This window comes from Mycolicibacterium arenosum, assembly GCF_024320865.1.
Lineage (GTDB): Bacteria > Actinomycetota > Actinomycetes > Mycobacteriales > Mycobacteriaceae > Mycobacterium > Mycobacterium arenosum.
In genome coordinates, this window is record NZ_JANDBD010000006.1 from 340120 (window position 1) to 355980 (window position 15861).

At 68.6% G+C, this 15861-nt stretch carries 21 protein-coding genes; 8 read left to right on the top strand and 13 right to left on the bottom strand.

What is annotated here, in order from left to right; translation table 11 throughout:
• Positions 1–24: 24 nt before the first annotated feature.
• Together NM203_RS16870 and NM203_RS16875 are read left to right on the top strand one after the other, a co-directional pair.
• The gene (locus NM203_RS16870) at positions 25–1269 is read left to right on the top strand and encodes a fatty acid desaturase family protein (protein WP_255061160.1); all 1245 of its coding nucleotides are present in this window, start codon (positions 25–27) and stop codon (positions 1267–1269) included.
• Positions 1270–1335: 66 nt separating this feature from the next.
• The gene (locus NM203_RS16875; RefSeq protein ID WP_255061161.1) at positions 1336–1749 is read left to right on the top strand and encodes a hypothetical protein; all 414 of its coding nucleotides are present in this window, start codon (positions 1336–1338) and stop codon (positions 1747–1749) included.
• Between the two features lie 15 nt (positions 1750–1764).
• On the opposite strand, the gene NM203_RS16880 is transcribed toward NM203_RS16875, so the two are convergent.
• From NM203_RS16880 to aroA, 4 genes are read right to left on the bottom strand one after another with little or no spacing between them, the layout of a single operon-like run.
• Positions 1765–2613: an aldo/keto reductase gene (locus tag NM203_RS16880; RefSeq protein WP_255061162.1), complete on the bottom strand. Its 849-nt coding sequence runs from the start codon at positions 2611–2613 to the stop codon at positions 1765–1767.
• Between the two features lie 48 nt (positions 2614–2661).
• Positions 2662–3306: a class I SAM-dependent DNA methyltransferase gene (locus tag NM203_RS16885; protein WP_255061163.1), complete on the bottom strand. Its 645-nt coding sequence runs from the start codon at positions 3304–3306 to the stop codon at positions 2662–2664.
• Positions 3307–4287: a ribosome small subunit-dependent GTPase A gene (gene rsgA, locus NM203_RS16890; protein WP_255061164.1), complete on the bottom strand. Its 981-nt coding sequence runs from the start codon at positions 4285–4287 to the stop codon at positions 3307–3309. It abuts the gene before it with no gap.
• Positions 4284–5582, bottom strand: coding sequence for a 3-phosphoshikimate 1-carboxyvinyltransferase (gene aroA, locus NM203_RS16895; RefSeq protein ID WP_255061165.1), 1299 nt, complete (start codon positions 5580–5582; stop codon positions 4284–4286). The genes rsgA and aroA overlap by 4 nt, the downstream gene beginning before the upstream one ends.
• Positions 5583–5618: 36 nt before the next feature.
• On the opposite strand from aroA, the gene NM203_RS16900 reads away from it, so the two are divergent.
• The gene (locus NM203_RS16900) at positions 5619–6368 is read left to right on the top strand and encodes an SOS response-associated peptidase (RefSeq protein ID WP_255061166.1); all 750 of its coding nucleotides are present in this window, start codon (positions 5619–5621) and stop codon (positions 6366–6368) included.
• On the opposite strand, the gene NM203_RS16905 is transcribed toward NM203_RS16900, so the two are convergent.
• Genes NM203_RS16905 through NM203_RS16915 form a run of 3 tightly spaced genes read right to left on the bottom strand, consistent with a single transcriptional unit; the run spans position 6365 to position 8484 of the window.
• Positions 6365–7138 carry a class I SAM-dependent methyltransferase gene (locus NM203_RS16905; protein WP_255061167.1) on the bottom strand — a complete coding sequence of 258 codons (774 nt, stop codon included), beginning with the start codon at positions 7136–7138 and terminating at the stop codon, positions 6365–6367. The genes NM203_RS16900 and NM203_RS16905 overlap by 4 nt on opposite strands.
• Positions 7135–7980 (bottom strand): SDR family oxidoreductase, encoded by an 846-nt coding sequence (locus NM203_RS16910; RefSeq protein ID WP_255061168.1) that lies wholly within the window; start codon positions 7978–7980, stop codon positions 7135–7137. The genes NM203_RS16905 and NM203_RS16910 overlap by 4 nt, the downstream gene beginning before the upstream one ends.
• A gap of 15 nt (positions 7981–7995) precedes the next feature.
• Positions 7996–8484: a YbaK/EbsC family protein gene (locus tag NM203_RS16915; protein WP_255061170.1), complete on the bottom strand. Its 489-nt coding sequence runs from the start codon at positions 8482–8484 to the stop codon at positions 7996–7998.
• 196 nt (positions 8485–8680) lie between these two features.
• Between NM203_RS16915 and NM203_RS16920 the strand changes: the two genes are divergently transcribed.
• Positions 8681–9331, top strand: a complete 651-nt coding sequence (locus tag NM203_RS16920; RefSeq protein ID WP_255061254.1) for a sigma-70 family RNA polymerase sigma factor — start codon at positions 8681–8683, stop codon at positions 9329–9331.
• Positions 9328–9648 (top strand): mycothiol system anti-sigma-R factor, encoded by a 321-nt coding sequence (rsrA, locus tag NM203_RS16925; RefSeq protein ID WP_255061171.1) that lies wholly within the window; start codon positions 9328–9330, stop codon positions 9646–9648. The genes NM203_RS16920 and rsrA overlap by 4 nt, the downstream gene beginning before the upstream one ends.
• Positions 9649–9711: 63 nt before the next feature.
• Here the strand turns inward: rsrA and NM203_RS33525 are convergent, their stop codons facing one another.
• Positions 9712–9786: a 50S ribosomal protein bL37 gene (locus NM203_RS33525; protein WP_011728008.1), complete on the bottom strand. Its 75-nt coding sequence runs from the start codon at positions 9784–9786 to the stop codon at positions 9712–9714.
• Between the two features lie 142 nt (positions 9787–9928).
• Between NM203_RS33525 and NM203_RS16935 the strand changes: the two genes are divergently transcribed.
• Positions 9929–10144 (top strand): biotin/lipoyl-binding carrier protein, encoded by a 216-nt coding sequence (locus tag NM203_RS16935; RefSeq protein ID WP_255061255.1) that lies wholly within the window; start codon positions 9929–9931, stop codon positions 10142–10144.
• Positions 10145–10165: 21 nt separating this feature from the next.
• Positions 10166–11665 (top strand): two-component system sensor histidine kinase PdtaS, encoded by a 1500-nt coding sequence (locus tag NM203_RS16940; RefSeq protein ID WP_255061173.1) that lies wholly within the window; start codon positions 10166–10168, stop codon positions 11663–11665.
• 78 nt (positions 11666–11743) lie between these two features.
• Here NM203_RS16940 and whiB1 read toward each other — a convergent pair whose 3' ends face one another.
• A complete protein-coding gene (whiB1, locus tag NM203_RS16945; RefSeq protein WP_255061174.1) occupies positions 11744–11998 on the bottom strand; it encodes a transcriptional regulator WhiB1 in 255 nt (84 codons plus the stop codon).
• 277 nt (positions 11999–12275) lie between these two features.
• Entirely contained in the window at positions 12276–13229 is a 954-nt protein-coding gene (locus NM203_RS16950; protein ID WP_255061176.1) for a diacylglycerol/lipid kinase family protein, read from the bottom strand.
• 48 nt (positions 13230–13277) lie between these two features.
• Here NM203_RS16950 and NM203_RS16955 point away from each other — a divergent pair, with 48 nt between their 5' ends.
• Positions 13278–13709: a hypothetical protein gene (locus NM203_RS16955; RefSeq protein ID WP_255061177.1), complete on the top strand. Its 432-nt coding sequence runs from the start codon at positions 13278–13280 to the stop codon at positions 13707–13709.
• Here the strand turns inward: NM203_RS16955 and NM203_RS16960 are convergent.
• From NM203_RS16960 to NM203_RS16970, 3 genes are read right to left on the bottom strand one after another with little or no spacing between them, the layout of a single operon-like run.
• Positions 13655–14143: a GNAT family N-acetyltransferase gene (locus tag NM203_RS16960; protein WP_255061179.1), complete on the bottom strand. Its 489-nt coding sequence runs from the start codon at positions 14141–14143 to the stop codon at positions 13655–13657. The two genes, NM203_RS16955 and NM203_RS16960, sit on opposite strands and share 55 nt — an antisense overlap.
• Complete coding sequence (locus NM203_RS16965; protein ID WP_255061256.1) at positions 14140–15234, bottom strand: isochorismate synthase; 1095 nt, start codon at positions 15232–15234, stop codon at positions 14140–14142. Before NM203_RS16965 ends, NM203_RS16960 begins: the two co-directional genes overlap by 4 nt.
• The gene (locus NM203_RS16970) at positions 15231–15842 is read right to left on the bottom strand and encodes an acid phosphatase (protein ID WP_255061180.1); all 612 of its coding nucleotides are present in this window, start codon (positions 15840–15842) and stop codon (positions 15231–15233) included. The genes NM203_RS16965 and NM203_RS16970 overlap by 4 nt, the downstream gene beginning before the upstream one ends.
• Positions 15843–15861 lie beyond the last annotated feature (19 nt).

Here is a 15861-nt window from a genome sequence, read left to right on the forward strand (position 1 = left end):
TAGGTATCGGAAGGAGGGTTGCAAGTGGCAATCACAGACGTACCCGAATTCGCACATCTGACGGACGCCGACATTGAGGCGTTCGGCATCGAACTCGACGCCATCCGGCAGGACATCGAGGATTCCCGCGGTGCGAGCGACGCGCGCTACATCCGCCGCGCCATCGCCGCCCAGCGTGCCCTCGAGGTGGCGGGCCGGTTGATCCTCACTGCGAGCTCGAAGCGCTCCGCGTGGTGGGCGGGCACCGCGACCCTGGGCGTGGCCAAGATCATCGAGAACATGGAGATCGGCCACAACGTCATGCACGGCCAGTGGGATTGGATGAACGATCCCGAGATTCACTCCTCGACGTGGGAGTGGGACATGAGCGGGTCGTCCAAGCACTGGCGTTTCACCCACAACTTCATGCACCACAAGTACACGAACATCCTCGGTATGGACGACGACGTGGGCTACGGCGTCATCCGGGTGACCCGCGACGCGAAGTGGAAGCCGTTCAACCTCTACGGCAACCTGCTGTTCAACACGCTGCTCGCGATCGGTTTCGAGTGGGGCGTCGGACTGCAGCACCTCGAACTCGGCAAGATCTTCAAGGGCCGCGACGACCGCAAGGCGACGCTGGTCCGGGTGCGCGAGTTCGGCGTCAAGGCGGGCAACCAGGTGGCCAAGGATTACGTGGTCTACCCCGCCCTGACCTCGCTGTCGCCGGGCGCCACGTTCACGTCGACGATGAAGGCCAACGCGGTCGCCAACGTCATCCGCAACGTGTGGGCCAACGCGGTGATCTTCTGCGGTCACTTCCCCGACGGGGCGGAGAAGTTCACCAAGACCGACATGGTCGGCGAGACCAAGGGTCAGTGGTACCTGCGCCAGATGCTCGGCAGTGCGAATTTCGAGGGTGGCTGGCTGCTGCGCTTCATGAGCGGCAATCTGTGCCACCAGATCGAGCACCACCTGTATCCCGATCTGCCGAGCAATCGGCTGCACGAGATCTCGTTCCGGGTGCGCGCGCTGTGCGACAAGTACGATCTGCCCTACACCACCGGGAACTTCCTGGTGCAGTACGGCAAGACGTGGCGCACCATCGCGAAGCTGTCGCTTCCGGACAAGTACCTGTCCGACACCCGCGACAACGCGCCGGAGACCCGCAGCGAGCGGATGTTCGACGAACTGGCGCCCGAGGAGCGGCGCGGGCTGAAGTCCGCGATCGCCGCCGTGCGCAGCAAGCGCCGTGAAAAGCGGCTGCTGGCAAGGAAACTCGCCGCCTAAGCAACTCCCAGCATTCGCAAACGGGCGGTCCAGCGTCCTATCAGTTCTCGGTTCTACGGTGCTGCCATGAAGAGAACTGTTCTGGGTGCGGTGTGCATCGGCGCCGCAGCGGTGTCCACGGCCACGTTCGGCACGGGAATCGCGGCGGCCGACGACTACTCCGGCAAGACCTACAAGGACGCTCAGTCCGCGCTCGGGGATGCCAAGCAGACGGGCGTGATCGCGGCGCGCTTCGGTGACGAACTCGCCGACGACGACTGCATCGTCACGCACTCGCAGAAGGCGGCGTGGCTCAAGGGCGATGACTTCGCGCCGGTCACGGACACGGTGCTGCTGTACCTCAACTGCGATGCGGGCGTAGCGTCCGCGACGCAGGCGGGCAACTCGGCGGCCTCGCCGGAGGGCCGTGCGGCCATCGCCGCGGCCAAGAAGGAAGCCGAGAAGAAGGCCGCGGAGGCGAAGGGCGACGGGGCCGCCTGACGAGACTCCCGCCCGCTACTCCGGCACGTAGTCGAAGCTGTCCGGGTTGGGTCCCGTGCGGCCCTGCTCGCCCTTGTCCAGTGAGCTGACGGCCACCATGTCGTCGGCGCTCAACTCGAAGTCGAAGATCTCGTAGTTCTCCTTGACGCGTTGCGGTGTCACCGATTTCGGGAACACGATGTCGCCGCGCTGGATGTGCCAGCGCAGGACGACCTGAGCCGGTGTGCGGCAGAGCGCTTCGGCGACACCGGTGATGGCGGGATCGTCGAGCACCTGTCCCTGCGCGATGGGCGACCACGCCTCGGTGGCGATGCCGTGCTCGAGCCCGTAGGCGCGCACGTCCTCGTTGGTGAAGTAGGGGTGCACCTCGATCTGGTTGACCGCCGGCACGGTCTCCGCCTCGGCGGCTAACCGCTGCAGATGCGGAACCTGGAAGTTCGAGACTCCGATGCTCTTCGCCCGGCCGTCACGTTTGAACTCCTCGAGAACCTTCCACGTCGACACGTAGTCGCCGCCGTACAGCGTGGGCAGCGGCCAGTGGATGAGGAACAGGTCGACGTAGTCGAAACCGAGTTCGGACAACGTCGAGTCGAAGGCGCGACGGGCGTCGTCGGGCTCGTGGAAGCCGTTGTTGAGCTTGCTCGTCACGAACACGTCGGCGCGGTTGAGGCCGGAGTCGCGGACGCCCTGCCCGGTACCCTTCTCGTTCTGGTACATCTCGGCGGTGTCGATGTGCCGGTAGCCGATGTCGAGCGCGGTCTTCACAGCGCTCGCGGTCTCGTCCGGCGGGACCTGGTACACGCCGAAGCCGAGCTGGGGAATGGTGTTGCCGTCGTTGAGTTCGATGTTCGGAACAATGCTCATCCGTACAGCTTGCCCTCTCTGCTGAGGGGACAAACTGTGAGCTGCCCACTAGCCGCTCTTCACCGCGATCAGGAACGCCTGCGGGGTGGAATCGACGGTGCCGCCGTCGGGTTCCCGCACCGTCTCCGCGTAGGGAACCAGACCGGCATCGGTGAGCATCGCGGCGACCGCGTCGGGCCGTCGGCGGTGGAACTCCAGGTCGACCCGCACGCCGAACGCCTCGGTGAGCCTGCGCGGGACGTCGCCGACCTGGAACGCCAACAGGAGCACGCCGTCCGGCGCGAGGACCCGTGCGAACTCGGCGAACACCGTCGGCAGGTCGGCATCGGGGACGTGGATCGTCGAATACCAGGCGCACAGGCCGCCCACGGAGCCGTCGTCCGCTTCCAGAGCCGTCATGGTGCCCACGTCGAACCGCAGATCCGGGTTCAGTCGGCGTGCTTCGGCGATCATGTTGGGGGACAGGTCGATTCCCGTGGTCATCAGCCCGCGGTCGCGCAGGATCGCCGTCGTCGCACCGGTGCCGCAGCCGACGTCGAGGACGTCACCGCGCCCCGTCTTTCGGACGAGCCCCGCGAACGCCGACAGCATCGCCAACTCGATCGGCTTGTCGTCGAGGTGACGGTGGAACCGCGCCGCGTACTCGCTCGCCGTGGCGTCGTAGCCGGCGCGCGTCGTGTCCAGATAGGTCATTCAGCCGCTCTTCAGTGCGATCAGCAGTCGGCGGGCCGCGGCGACGCGACCGGCCGCGGCGCCGGTCATCTCGTCGAGCGCGCACTCCGGGTCGGCGGGCGGCCCCAGATGCCCGCAGCCGCGGGGGCAGTTCTCGATGGCGGCGGCCAGGTCGGAGAACGCATGGATGACGTCGTCGGCGGTCACGTGCGCCAGCCCGAACGAGCGGATGCCGGGGGTGTCGATGGCCCATCCGGAACCGGTCAGCGGGAGGGCCACCGACTGCGTCGACGTGTGCCTGCCCTTGCCGACGCCGGACACCACGCCGACGGCGCGATCGGCGTTGGGCACCAACCGGTTCACCAACGTCGACTTGCCGACGCCGGAGTGGCCGACCAGCACCGTGGACTTCCCCTCGAGCAGCTCATCGACGTCGTCGATGCCGCCGTCGCGGCTCGTCGTCACGACGGTCAGGTCGAGGCCGGCGAACTGCGCGGCGAAGGGCGCGGCCGGTGCCAGATCCGACTTCGTCAGGCACAGGATCGGCGCGAGCCCGCCCGCGTACGCCGCGACCAGGGACCGCTCGACGAAGCCGGTCCGCGGCGGCGGGTCGGCGAGCGCGACGACCATCAGCAGCTGGTCGGCGTTGGCGACGACCACCCGCTCGGTGGGGTCGGTGTCGTCAGCCGTGCGGCGCAACGCCGTTCGTCGCGACCCGCGTCTTACGATGCGCGCCAGGGTGTCGGGCCGGCCGGACAGATCGCCGACGACGTCGACGTCGTCGCCCACGACCACCGAGGTGCGCCCGAGTTCGCGCGCCCGCATCGCAGTGACCACCCGATGGGGATCGCCGCCGAGTGCGCACCCCCATCTGCCGCGGTCGACGGTCACCACCATCGCCGATTCGGCGTCGGAGTGGTCGGGTCGCGTCTTGGTTCGCGGCCGCGAACCCCTGCCGGGGCGCACCCGGACATCGGATTCGTCGTACTCGCGGGGGCTCAAGGCTTTTCGGGTACCTCTCCGGCGAGCATGTCCGCCCACATGCCGGGAAAGTCCGGCAGGGTCTTGCTCGTCGTCGCGATGTCCTCGACGTCCACTCCTTCGGCGCGCAACCCGACGATGGCGCCCGCGGTCGCCATCCGATGGTCGGCGTAGGAGTGCCACAGGCCCGCGTGCAGCGGCCCGGCAGTGATCACCAGTCCGTCGGAGATCTCCTCACACCGGCCGCCGAGACCGTTGATCTCGGCGCTCAGCGCGGCGAGCCGATCGGTCTCGTGGCCGCGCAGGTGTGCGATGCCGGTGAGCCGGGACACCGAGCCGTCCGCGGCCATCGCGGCCAGCGCGGCCACCGCTGGTGCCAGCTCGCCGACCTCGTTGAGGTCCACCTCAAATCCTGGATAGCTGTCGGGTCCACTGACCTCGAGGCCCGAATCCGTTTCTCGCACAACGGCTCCGATGCTGGTGAGCAGTTGCACGATCGTGCCGGACGGCTGCACGCTGACCCTCGGCCATCCGGCGATCACCACCCGCCCGCCGGTGACGATGGCGGCGGCGAGGAACGGTACGGCATTGGACAGGTCGGGTTCGATGGCCCAGTGGCGTGCGGCGACCGGGCCCGGCTCGACGCGCCACCGGTTCGGCTCGGAGTCGTCGACGGTGACGCCGGCCTGCCGCAGCATGGTGACGGTCATCTCGACGTGCGGCGCCGACGGCACCGCGGCGCCGGTGTGCACGACCGTGAGACCGTCGGTGAACGTGGCGCCCGACAGCAACAGGCCCGAGACGAACTGCGAGGACGCCGACGCGTCGATGTCGACGCGCCCGCCCGCGACGCCGCCGGTGCCGCGGACCCTGAACGGGAGCGCATCGCCGTCGATGTCGACGCCCAGCGAGCGCGCCGCCTCCAGCAGGGGCGCGATGGGCCGGGCGCGGGCCTGCTCGTCACCGTCGAACGTGACGGTTTCCGAGCCCAGCGCGGCGATCGGCGGAACGAAGCGCAGCACGGTTCCCGCGAGCCCGCAGTCGACGGTGGCGGCGGGGGCCGGTGCGACCGAGCCGCCGACGCACAGGTCGGTGCCGTCGCCGTCGATCGTCAACCCCAGGGTGCGCAGCGCGCCGATCATCAGATCGGTGTCACGGCTGCGCAGTGCGCCGTCGACCGTCGAGGTGCCCTGAGGTGCGGCCAGCGCCGCGAGCACCAGGGCCCGGTTGGTCTGGGACTTCGAACCGGGCACCGCGACGGTGGCGCGGACCGGAGCGTCGGCGCGGGGCGCTGGCCAGTTCTGCACGCAGACCATCCTGCCTTGTCGCCCGCGTCTGGAACCATGGGATACATGTGTGGGCGATTCGCGGTGACGACGGACCCGGCCCTGCTGGCCGAGAAGATCAAGGCCATCGACGAGGCGACGCCGGCAGACCCCGGTGGGGGTGACAGGGGAACCCCCGGCGCGAACTACAACGTGGCGCCGACGACCACGATCACCACGGTGGTCAAACGGCACAGCGAGCCCGACGACGAGTCGACGCGACGGGTCCGGCTGATGCGGTGGGGGTTGGTGCCGCCGTGGGTGAAGACCGGTGAGGACGGTGGGCCGGATACCAGGAAGGGGCCGTTGCTGATCAACGCCCGCGCCGAGACCGTGACGACGTCGAACGCGTTCCGCACGTCGGCGAAGGGAAAGCGGTGCCTGGTGCCGATGGACGGCTGGTACGAGTGGAAGGGCGAGAAGGGGAACAAGACGCCCTTCTACATGTACGCGGGGGATGGCGAACAACTGTTCATGGGCGGGCTGTGGTCGACGTGGCGACCGAAGGATGGTCCGAAAGACGCTGCGCCGCTGCTGAGTTGCACGATCATCACCACCGACTCCGCGGGCCCGCTGTCGGACATCCACGACCGCATGCCGCTGACCATCAGCGAGGCGGACTGGGATCGCTGGCTGGACCCCGACGCCCCGATCGACGAGGGCCTGCTGAAGGGGCACGGCGACCTGGACCGCATCGAGATCCGCGAGGTGGCGAAGCTGGTGAACAGCGTGCGCAACAACGGGCCCGAACTCATCGAGCCGGTCGCCGCCGGCTAGCGCCGCTGGGCGGTCACCACGACGTACGGGGTGTCGAAGCTGACCCCGCAGGCACCGGCGTGCGGCGTCAGCGCGTCGCGGAACGCCTCGACCAACCGGTTCCGCTGTGCGCTCTCGACCTGAGCGAAGACGGCAACGTGCATCGGCGACTCGTCGGTGAGGAAGCGCAGCGCCGCGTCCAATGACGGGTACTCCCAGGTGAACCGCCCGCGCTGAATATCGATGTCGGTGAAGTCGGCGGCCAGCCGCTGCCCGCAGACGTCCGCGTCGCCCCACTGGTCGGGCGAGAAGCCCCCGGCGGGCGGTGCTCCGAGCACTGCGACGATCGGATCGAAGAGCGGGTTGTGTTCGTCGCGTACCCACGATGAGAAGGCAAGTACGCCAGCCGGTTTCAGCAGCCTGGCGATCTCGGTGGCCTGACGGTCGGGGTCGACGAAGATGATGCCCATGTTCGACACGACCGCATCGAACGTCGCCGCGGGCAGACCGGTGTCGGACGCGTCGGCGGTCACCCAGGTCGGCGTGTGACCGGCCGCGCGGGCTTTGACGTCGGCCTGATCGAGCAGTTCGGCGGTCAGGTCGACGCCGGTGACGATTGCGCCTCGGGCGGCCGCCTCGATGGCGGCGCTGCCGGTGCCGGTGGCCAGGTCGAGCACCGCGGCGCCGCGGATCGGGCGCCGCCGGTCGGCCGCGTCGACGGTCTGCACCGCGATGGCCGCGATGCGCTCGGCGACGGATTCGTAGCGGCCGGAGGCCCAGAGCGTGCTCACGGCGCCGAGTAACCCGGCGGGTTGGGGGTGTCCACCCACAGGTCGACGCCCAGGTCGGAGCCGGGCACGCAGTCGTAGACCGACAGATCGGTGACGCCCGACTCGAGCAGCACGTCCTCGCACAGCAGGCTCTGCCCGGTGTAGGTGACCGGTTTGGTGAGGATCGCGTAGGCGGCGTCGGCGTACACCGAGGGTTTGCGCGCCCTGGCCATCGCCTCGTCGCCGCCCAGCAGGTTCTGCACGGCGGCGGTGGCCACCAGCGTGCGCGGCCACAGCGTGTTCGACGCGATGCCCGCCGACCGCATTTCTTCGGCTACGCCTAAGGCGCACAACGTCATTCCGAACTTCGCCATCATGTACGCCGTCGGCTTGAGCCACTCCGATTCCAATCGGATCGGCGGCGACAGCGTCAGCACGTGGGGATTGTCGCGGCCCTTCATGTGCGGCAGGCACGCCTGGGTCACCGTGTAGGTGCCGCGCACCTGGATGCCGTTCATCAGGTCGAAGCGCTTGAGTGGCACCTCTTCGATGGAGCCGAGGTTGATCGCCGAGGCGTTGTTGACGCAGATGTCGATGCCGCCGAACTGAGCGACGGTCTGGGCCACGGCGGCGGCGACGGATTCCTCGTCGCGGATGTCACCGACGATCGGCAGGGCCTGCCCGCCGACCTCCTCGATCTCCTTGGCGGCGGTGTAGACGGTGCCCTCGAGCTTGGGGTGGGGGTCGGCGGTCTTGGCGATCAACGCGATGTTGGCGCCGTCGGCGGCCACCTTCTTCGCGATGGCCAACCCGATGCCCCGGCTGGCTCCGGAGATGAACATGGTCTTCCCTGCAAGCGACATGAGGCCACCCTAGAACTACGCGAGTACGTCGCCGACAACGGCGTTGGCGAGACGCACCAGGTCGGCCGGTGCGAGGGCGATCTCGAGCCCGCGCTTGCCCGCGCTGCACAGCACGCGGTCCCACTGCATGGCCGACGCGTCGACGACGGTCGGCAGGGCCTTGCGCTGGCCCAATGGCGAGATTCCGCCCGCGACGTAGCCGGTGGAGCGCTCGGCGGCGGCGCGCTCGGCCATGACGGCCTTGGGCACGCTCAGGGCCGCCGCTGCAGCCTTGAGCGAGAGTTTGGCAGGAACGGGCAGCACGGCGACGCCGAGACCCGACGGCAGCGCGACGACCAGCGTCTTGAGGATCTGCGCGGGTGCGACCCCCACCTTCGCTGCCAACTCGGCGACGGCCTCCTCGCCGAACGACTCGGCCCGCGGGTCGTGGTCGTACTTCAGGACGTCGTGCGGCACGCCCGCCGCTACCAGTGCGGCGATCGCGGGAGTCGCTGCCCTGGCCACCGGCTCACCCTAGCCGGGAACAACCGCGCAGGATTGCGGTGTTATTCGTGGCGGTCAGCGATGGCCCGGCGGCGCATCGGCCGCAACCACTAGGATCGGGAAGGGGACCTCAGTGCCCACGGCCACTTTGGAGACTCCAGTGATGTTGCTGGAGGTGATCAACGGAGCCGCAATCGAACGGACGGAGTCGAGCCAGATGACCGACGTCGACGGAGTTGCGCCCGCCGAAGCCCCGGCTGAGCGCACGGAGACCGACGCCGAACTGACCGCGCGTTTCGAACGCGATGCGATTCCGCTGATCGATCAGCTCTACGGTGGCGCGCTGCGGATGACCCGCAATCCGTCGGATGCCGAGGACCTCGTCCAGGAGACGATGGTGAAGGCCTACTCGGGTTTCCGGTCGTTCCGCGAGGGCACGAACCTCAAGGCGTGGCTGTACCGCATCCTGACGAACACCTACATCAACAGCTACCGCAAGAAGCAGCGCCAGCCCGCGGAGTATCCCACCGAGGAGATCACGGACTGGCAGCTCGCGGCCAACGCCGAGCACACGTCGACCGGTCTGCGGTCCGCCGAAGTGGAGGCGCTCGAGGCGCTGCCCGACACCGAGATCAAGGCGGCGCTGCAAGCACTTCCCGAGGAGTTCCGGATGGCGGTGTACTACGCCGACGTCGAGGGCTTCCCGTACAAGGAGATCGCCGAGATCATGGACACGCCGATCGGAACCGTGATGTCGCGGCTGCACCGCGGTCGCAAGCAACTGCGCGACCTGTTGAGTGACGTCGCCAAGGATCGCGGGTTCATTCGCGGTGAGCAGGCAGGCGCGCCCGAGGAGGTCTCGTCATGAGCGACAACGAGTTCAGCAGGCCCGACGGCTACGACTTCCGCCCGCCGGTTGGCCCGGTGGATCCGGAGCACCCCGAGTGCGCGTCGGTGATCGCCGAGGTGTGGACACTGCTCGACGGTGAGTGCACCGCCGAAACGCGCGACAAGCTCAAGCAGCACCTCGACGAGTGCCCGACCTGCTTGCAGCACTACGGCATCGAGGACCGGATCAAGCGGCTCATCTCCACCAAGTGCAGCGGCGAGAAGGCGCCCGACAGCCTGCGCGCCCGGTTGCGGGTGGAGATCAGCCGCACGACCATCGTCACCGAGCGCCGATAGGCCCGATCAACGACAACCGCCCGGTTCCTCGAGGAACCGGGCGGATTGTTTTCTCGTCAGCACTCAGGCGTTGGGGCGCTTGCCGTGGTTGGCCTTCGAGTGCTTGCGGTCACGCTTCTTGCGGCCACGCTTGGCCATGATGGTCCTCCGTTGTGTCGATAGCTTGTTCACCAGTGTCTCACGGCCCTGGTACCGCATGACAAATCCGGTCGTGTGGTTCGATGAGCGGTGCAGGTGACGTCAACCCGCGCCGTGATGATCAGTGATGAGTGGAGTGAAGATGGCCGAGGATGTTCGCGCAGAGATCGTGGCCAGTGTGCTCGAGGTCGTGGTGAGCGAGGGCGACCAGATCGGTGAGGGCGACACCCTCGTTCTACTCGAGTCGATGAAGATGGAGATCCCCGTTCTCGCCGAGGTCGCGGGCACCGTCACCGAGGTCAAGGTCGCGGTCGGCGACGTCATCCAGGCCGGCGATCTCATCGCGGTGATCAACTAACCCGCGCGAGCCTGACACCCCATGTCGACACTCGGTGATCTCCTCGCCGAGCACACCGAGCTGCCCGGCAACGCCGTCGATCACCTGCATGCGGTGGTGGGTGAGTGGCAGCTGCTGGCCGACCTGTCCTTCGCCGACTACCTGATGTGGGTGCGCCGAGACGAGGGCGCGCTGGTGTGCGTGGCGCAGGTGCGTCCGAACACCGCGCCGACCGTGCTGCTCGCCGACGCCGTCGGCACCCTCAACGCCGCCGACGTCATGCCCGTCGTCACCGCGGCGTTCGAGTCGGGACACATCGGCAGGGAGAGCGACGTGGAACGCCCGGTGTCGCACGACGGCAGCTGGCTCAACGTCGAAGCGGTGCCCGTGCGCTACGGCAATCGCGTCGTCGCGGTGTTGACCCACCAGACCGCGCTCGCCGACCGGCGCAAGGCCAGCCCGCTGGAGCGCGCCTATCTGGACTGTGCGCGCAACCTGCTGCACATGCTGTCCGAGGGCACGTTCCCGAACGTCGGCGATCTTGCGATGTCGCGCTCGAGCCCGCGCGTCGGTGACGGGTTCATTCGGCTCGACGTCGAGGGTGCCGTCGTCTTCGCCAGCCCCAACGCCATCTCGGCGTACCACCGGATGGGCCTCAACGTCGAACTCGAGGGCCACAACCTGGTGGCCGTCACCCGGCCGCTGATCTCCGATCCGTTCGAGGCGCAGGAGCTCGCCAACCATGTTCGGGACTCGCTGGCCGGCGGCTCCAGCATGCGCATGGAGGTCGACGCCGGGGGAGCGGCGGTGCTGCTGCGCACGCTGCCGCTGGTGGTGCACGGGGCCGCTGCGGGTGCCGCGGTGCTGATCCGCGACGTCACCGAGGTCAAGCGACGCGATCGAGCGCTGCTGTCCAAGGATGCGACGATCCGAGAGATCCACCACCGGGTGAAGAACAACCTGCAGACCGTCGCCGCACTGTTGCGGTTGCAGGCCCGCCGTACCAACAACGCCGAGGGGCGGGAGGCGCTCATCGAGTCGGTGCGCCGGGTGTCGTCGATCGCGCTGGTCCACGACGCGCTGTCGATGTCGGTCGACGAGGAGGTGAACCTCGACGAGGTGGTCGACCGGATCGTGCCGATCATGAACGACGTCGCCTCGGTGGACACGCCCATCCGCATCGTCCGCGAGGGTGACCTGGGGGTCCTCGACGCCGACCGCGCGACCGCTCTCATCATGGTGGTGACCGAACTCGTACAGAACGCCCTCGAACACGCCTACGACGCGACCACCGCCACGGGCTGCGTGACGATCAGGTCCGAGCGGTCCGCGCGCTGGCTCGACGTCGTGGTGCACGACGACGGCAAGGGTCTGCCCGCGGATTTCAGCCTGGAGAAGTCGGACCGCCTGGGCCTGCAGATCGTGCGCACTCTGGTGGCGGCCGAACTCGACGGCTCGCTGGGAATGCACGACGTACCGGGCGGCGGCACGGACGTGGTGTTGCGCGTTCCGCTGGGGCGTAAAGCCCGACTGCCGCAATAGCTCACGCGTGACTAAGCGCACAAAAATCGACGGCCCCGGAATTCTCCGGGGCCGCCGATCGGTGAAATTCTGTGCGTACTAGACGCCGGTGCGTGCCTTGGTGCGCGCATTGCGGCGCTTGAGTGCGCGACGCTCGTCTTCGCTCATCCCGCCCCAGACGCCGGCGTCCTGGCCGGAGTCGAGTGCCCAGCTCAGGCACTCCGTGGTCACCGGGCAGCGATTGCAGACCAGCTTCGCGTCGGCGATCTGGGCGAGTGCCGGACCGCTGTTTCCCACGGGGAAGAACAGTTCCGGATCCTCGTCACGACAGATCGCCTTGTGGCGCCAATCCATAGTTCACAACTCCTCACTGTGTGCACAGCAAAGTGCACGAGCTTTTCTTCGGCTGTTAACGCGTGCACACGAATGTTTCTGCACTGTTGCATCCGATGCTTCCACAGGCTGAACAAATGTCAATAGCGGCGCGTTCACATGTGTGCAATCCCACTGTGCCCTCTTGTTGGACCCGGGTACCCGGGCCCCTCAATCGGTTGTACTACACTGAATCCACTTACGCCCTAAATCCATCGTAGTGATAGCGAAATCACAGGTGGGGGGCAGTTTGCGGAGGCTACGCCGGTGGTGCCACCACGCCCAGCGCGTCCGGCACCGCGGTGAAGGTCACACTTTCGCGCAGCCCGACGTAGTCCCCGTCGATCTGGCAGGCGACGGGCGTGTCGCTCGTCACGCGCAGCCAGGGCAGGTCGTCGGCGCGAATCAGGTGCCGCGCCTCGGTGGGCCCCTTCCTGGACCACATCTGTCGCACCAGCCCCAGATTCGCCCACACGTTCATGCTGGTGGTCGCGAAAACCCCGATGCCGGTTTCGAAGGTCGTGGTGGGGTTGGTCCAGATGGGCCTGGTGTTGGCGTACGTCCACGGGCTGGAATTCGACACGAACGCGAAGTGCACCCCGGCGACCGGCTCCCGGTCCGGCAGGTGCAGCGTCAGGGTCGGCGCCTTGCGGGCGCTGGCCAGCACCTCGCGGATGGCCACCCGGATATAGCGCCCCGCGGTGACCTTGCGTCCCTTCGCGCGCTGCGCCTCGACGGCGGCCACCACGTCGCCGTCCACCCCCAGGCCCGCGGTGAAGACGCACCAGCGCTCGCCGCAGTCCATCAAACCGATTCTGCGCCAGGGCGTTCCGGCTCGATACGCGCCCAGCAGATCGACGAGCTGGTTGGTCGCCTCGATCGGATCGGGGCTGATGCCCAGCGCTCGTGCGAAGACGTTGGCGGAGCCGCCGGGCACGATGCCCACCGCAGGAGCCGGGCCCGCGGGTACCCCGGAGCCGCAGTCACCCAGGATCCCGTTCACGACCTCGTTCACCGTGCCGTCGCCGCCGTGGACGATGACGACGTCGATACCGTCGCGCGTCGCGTCCCGACCGATCTCGATGGCGTGGCCGCGGTGATCGGTGTGCACCACCGACAGTTCGACGCGGCTCTCCAGCGCGTGGGCCAGCAGATCGCGGCCGGCAGGGGTGGTGGACGTCGCATTGGGGTTGACGATCAGCACGGCGCGCACGGGATGCCAGCCTAAAGCGTGTCGCCGGCACCGCTACGCTCGGTTCCCGTGATCGTTCCCTCTCCGGCCGCCGTGCGACAGGCGGGTGTGGTCGTCGCGAGTGAGGGCGCCGCGCTGCTGGTCGTGGCCGTCGTGCTCGTCGTACGCCACCTCTTCGGGACCACGGACCCGGTGTGGCTCAGCGGCTACGGAACGGCGGCGTGGTTCGTGATCATGGGCTCGGCCGTGCTGGCCGCGGGCTGGGCGCTGTGGACCGGCCGCCGCTGGGGCCGCGGGATCGCGGTATTCGCGAACCTGCTGCTGCTACCGGTCGCGTATTACATGACCATCGGGTCCGGGCAGTGGGGCTACGGGGTGCCCGTCGCGGTGGTCGCGGTCATCGCGCTGGCGCTGCTGTTCAGTCGGTCGACGCTCGAGTGGGTGGCTCAGTACGGGGTGGACGACGCGAGTTCCGACAACTCCGGTCCGGACACCCGGTAGGTGATCCACTCGCTCTGCGGCTTGCCCCCGACGGCGTCGTAGAGCGCGATCGCGTTCGAGTTCCAGTCCAGTACCGCCCACTGCAGTCGCGTGTAGCCCGCGTCGACGCACTCGCGCGCCAGCGTGGCGAGCAGGGCCCTGGCCAGCCCCAGCCTGCGGAAGTCCGGGCGCACGAACAGGTCCTCGAGGTAGATGCCCGCGACGCCGTCCCACGTCGAGAACGTGCGGTACCAGAGCGCGCAGGCGGCGGGCGCGCCGTCGACTTCGGCGATGTGAGCCCACGCGGTCGGCGGGGTTGCGAAAAGCGCTGCGGTGAGCTGCGCTTCGGTGACCGTGCACTCCTCGGCGGCGTTCTCGAAGTCGGCCAGTTCGCGGATCATGTCGACCAGGTCGGCCTCGTCACCCGGACGGACCGGCCTTATGGTGACGGTCACTGCACCTCCAGCGCGTTCAGAATGGCCCGGAACTTCGTGGTGGTCTCGGCCACCTCGTCGTCCGGGTCGGATTCGGCGACGATACCGCCGCCCGCCCGCGCGACGGCCGAGCCCCGGTCCGCTGCCAGCACGGCGCACCGGATCGACACCACCCAGGTGCCGTCGCCCGCGGCGTCGCACCAGCCGATCGCGCCCGCGTAGAAGCCGCGATCGCCACCCTCGAGCGCGGCGATGAGTTCGGTGGCCGCGCGTTTCGGCACCCCGCCGACGGCCGGGGTGGGGTGCAGCGCAACCGCGAGATCGAGTGCGGTGGTTGAGGATTCGCGAACCCGTCCGCTGATGGGCGTGCTCAGATGCCACACCGTCGCCGTACTGCTGAGCTCGGGCTGCGGTGCGATCACCACGTCGGTGCACAGCAGTTCGAGTGCCGTTCGCATCTCGTCGACGACCAGTTGGTGCTCGTGCAGGTTCTTGGCCGACGCGGCCAGTGCGGCCCCGTTGGCGCGGTCTGAGTCGGGGTCGGCGGCGCGGGGCGCCGACCCTGCGAACGGACGGCAGGTGACGACGTCGCCTCGCCGCGCCACCAGCAATTCGGGGCTGGCACCCACCAGCGCCGTGCCGGTGTGCTCGCCGCCCGCCGGGCTCAGATCGGCGAAATACGTACTGGCGTGGGCATCTTCGGCCAACCGGGCGATGACACCGGCGACGTCGATGGGACCGTCGCCGAGCAGTCGCAGTGCGCGGGCGAGCACCACCTTGTGCAATCCGGTCGCGGGATCGTTGAGTGCCCGCACCGCCGTCGCGACGCGGTCCCGGTGCTCGTCCGGCGTTGGCGACATCCCGGCGATTCGGACGGTGGGCTGCGGCCGCCGGGTCTCCTCGGGCAGCGCGTCGGTGAACCGCACGGTGTCGGGTCGGAACAGGGCGGTCGGTGCCGCGACGTCGAAAGGCAACGCGCCCAGGATGATCGGGGTCTCGCCGGCGCTCAGGGCGGCGCGCGCGTCTTCGAGGCCGGGGTAGGCGGTGTGCACGCCTTCGGCGATGACGACGCCGTCGGGGCCGGTGAGCAGGAACGACGGCTCCGACATCACCGGGGCAGGCACGGGTTCACGTGCCCGGACAGGCCGAGCGCGGTGATCTGGCGGACACCGTGCTCGAACCCGCAGACGCCGATCGACGCCGCAGCCATCGAGAATCGGATGCCCTCGTACAGCGGCTGCTCGATCCACCGCGTCAACACGGACCGGGAGAAGTGGCCGTGTCCGACGAACACCACGTCGCGGGACTCCATGTGGGCCAACGCCAAGGCGATCGCCTCGTCGGCCCGCGCGCTGACCTGGGCCACCGCCTCACCGCCGGGGCAGCCGTGGGTCCAGACCAGCCAGTCGGGCACGGCCTTGCGAATGTCGTCGGTGGTCGTGCCCTCGTAGTCGCCGTAATCCCACTCGGCCAGCAGCGGGGACACCTCGTCGACCGTGAGACCCGCCAGTTCGGCGGTGATCAGGGCGCGGCGCCGCGGGCTGCTGACCACCAGCGGATTGCGCGGCTGCAGGTCCGCGATCGCCTCCGCGGCCAGCGTGGCCTGCTCGCGGCCCTCATCGGTGAGGTCGAGCTCCGTGCGACTGGTGTGCTGGCCGGACTTCGACCATTCGGTCTCGCCGTGTCGAAGCAGCAGCAGCCGGTGCTTCTGGATACTCACCTCCGCGATTCTGCCCCAC